The sequence below is a fragment of the Frankia sp. AgKG'84/4 genome, from assembly GCF_023242965.2.
Lineage (GTDB): Bacteria > Actinomycetota > Actinomycetes > Frankiales > Frankiaceae > Frankia.
Window position 1 is genome coordinate 1 of record NZ_JALKFU020000976.1, and the last position, 1,960, is coordinate 1,960.

General features: G+C 74.1%; 1 protein-coding gene and 1 pseudogene. One reads left to right on the forward strand and one right to left on the reverse strand.

Annotated elements, in window-relative coordinates; genetic code table 11:
• Nucleotides 1-494, reverse strand: a pseudogene (locus MXD58_RS26525) (hypothetical protein); the annotation flags it as partial.
• A gap of 431 nt (nt 495-925) precedes the next feature.
• Here MXD58_RS26525 and MXD58_RS26530 point away from each other — a divergent pair.
• A complete protein-coding gene (locus MXD58_RS26530; protein WP_248837860.1) occupies nt 926-1,843 on the forward strand; it encodes a DMT family transporter in 918 nt (305 codons plus the stop codon).
• The last annotated feature ends 117 nt before the right edge of the window (nt 1,844-1,960 follow it).

Below are 1,960 nucleotides of genomic sequence, written 5' to 3' on the forward strand. Positions count from 1 at the left end.
GCCCGGCGCGGCACCGGCAGCGTCTGGGCGCCGGTGTCGGCGGCCGGGTCGGGCTCGCTCAGGTCCCCTCCCAGGGTCGGGGTCGGCTGGGTGGACGCCGTGGCGCCCTCGCCGCCGATCCCGCTGAGCTCCGTGGCGGGCCCGGCGGTGGTCCCAGCACCAAGGGCCCTGATCGTCCCCGCGTTCGGCAGTCCCGCACCCGCGGGTGCCTCCGAGGCGGAGGTCGACTCCCGGCCTGAGGGTGAACTCAGGGCCGGGGTCGGCGTGTTGCCGGCCGGGGCGTGGTCGTGCGAGCCGCAGGCCCGCACGACGCCACCGGACGGTTCGTTCGTGGTCGGCTCCCGACCGTCGGCGTCAACGCGCGCCGCGGCCCGGAGGTCGGATGGTTCTCGGTCAGATGGGAGCGTGTCCGGCTCGGCCGGGCTGTGCACCAGCGCCGCCGCGGCCGCGAGCACGACCAGAAATCCCACCAGAATCAGTACCGGCGTCAGCATCGCCGTCCTTCCCCCCCGAACAGGTCACCGTGGACCCCGCCCCCGCGGCTCAGGGTAGGAGCGCCGGGCCCAGACGGTCCCGCATCGTCAGATTCCAAGCGGGCAAGTGACACCGTACGGACGGACCACCTGGTTACAGCCCGAAGTGGTCACACGGACCTAGCTAGCCGATCCGGGTAATCAGGACGTCGATCTGATGGGCAAGGGGACCCCCGCGGCGCCCCGAAGGCCGGTACATTACCGGCCATCAACCCCAACATGCCTGGTCCGGACGATTCACCCACGCCGTCCGGCGCCGCGCGCCGACGTCCCCGCGACGAGGGCGCCGTCGCGCCCACGCGGGTCGTCGGCACGATCACCACCCGGCGCCCTCGCGTCCCGGCGACGGTCGCCGTCGGCCGTGGCCGCGACCACTGACCGTCCCCGCCGCCGTGCCCACCTTCGTTCCGCTCGCGCTGCTCGCGGCCCTCCTGCTGGCTGCCTCCGCCGCGTTGCAGCAGCGGGCCGCGGGCCGCAGCCGGTTCGCGGCGCGCGACGACACCCGGGTCGCGATGCCAGGCCCGAAGCACCTGCTTGATCTTCTCCGGGAGCCGTTGTGGCTGGTCGGCTGGCTGCTGAATGCCACGGGATTCCTGGTGCAGGCGCTGGCGCTGCACGCCGGTTCGCTCGCCGAGGTGCAACCACTCATGGTCACCCAGATGCTGTTCGCGTTGCCGCTGGGACTCGTCGGCACCCGGCTACGGATGGCGCGCACGGCGTGGTGGGCGGCCGCGTCGATCTGTGCGGGCCTCGCGCTGCTGCTCTGGGTGCAGGACCGCCTGCCCGCGCACGCGCCGCTGGAGCAGGGCCCGCTGGTGCTGGCGACGGGCACGATCGTCGCGGCGGCGGCGACGCTGATCGGCCTGTCCCTCGGGCGCCGGCCGGCGACCCGGGCGGCGATGTTCGGCACGGCGGCCGGACTGTTCTTCGCGCTGAGCGCACTGCTGCTCAAGCAGACAACCGACCTGACCCTCGCGAACGGGATCAACGCAACAGTCACACACTGGTACGCCTATGCCCTGTGCGGGGTCACACTGACGAGCCTGTGCCTGGGTCAGATGGCCTTCGCCGTCGGTCCGCTGGCCGCGGTGGTCACCGCCATGGCCATAACGAACCCCGTCACCGCCTATGCGCTGGGCATCCTGGTGTTCGGCGTGCCGGTCCCCACGGCGCCCCGGGTCGTCACGGGCGTCGCCGTCGCGGGCGTGCTCGTCATCGCCGGCGTGGTCCTGCTGTCCCGCCCCAGCGCGCTCCCCCGCGCCCGGCCTCCCACCCCGGAGACGTCCGCCCCGGAGCCGCCAGCCACCTGAGACATCAGCGCCCGGACCATCAGCGCCCGGGCCATCAGCGCCGTGAGCATCGGCGCCCGGAGGCCGGCGCGGACGGTCAGCGCCGCGCGACCCCGAAGGCGCCGCGCGGGCGGGCCG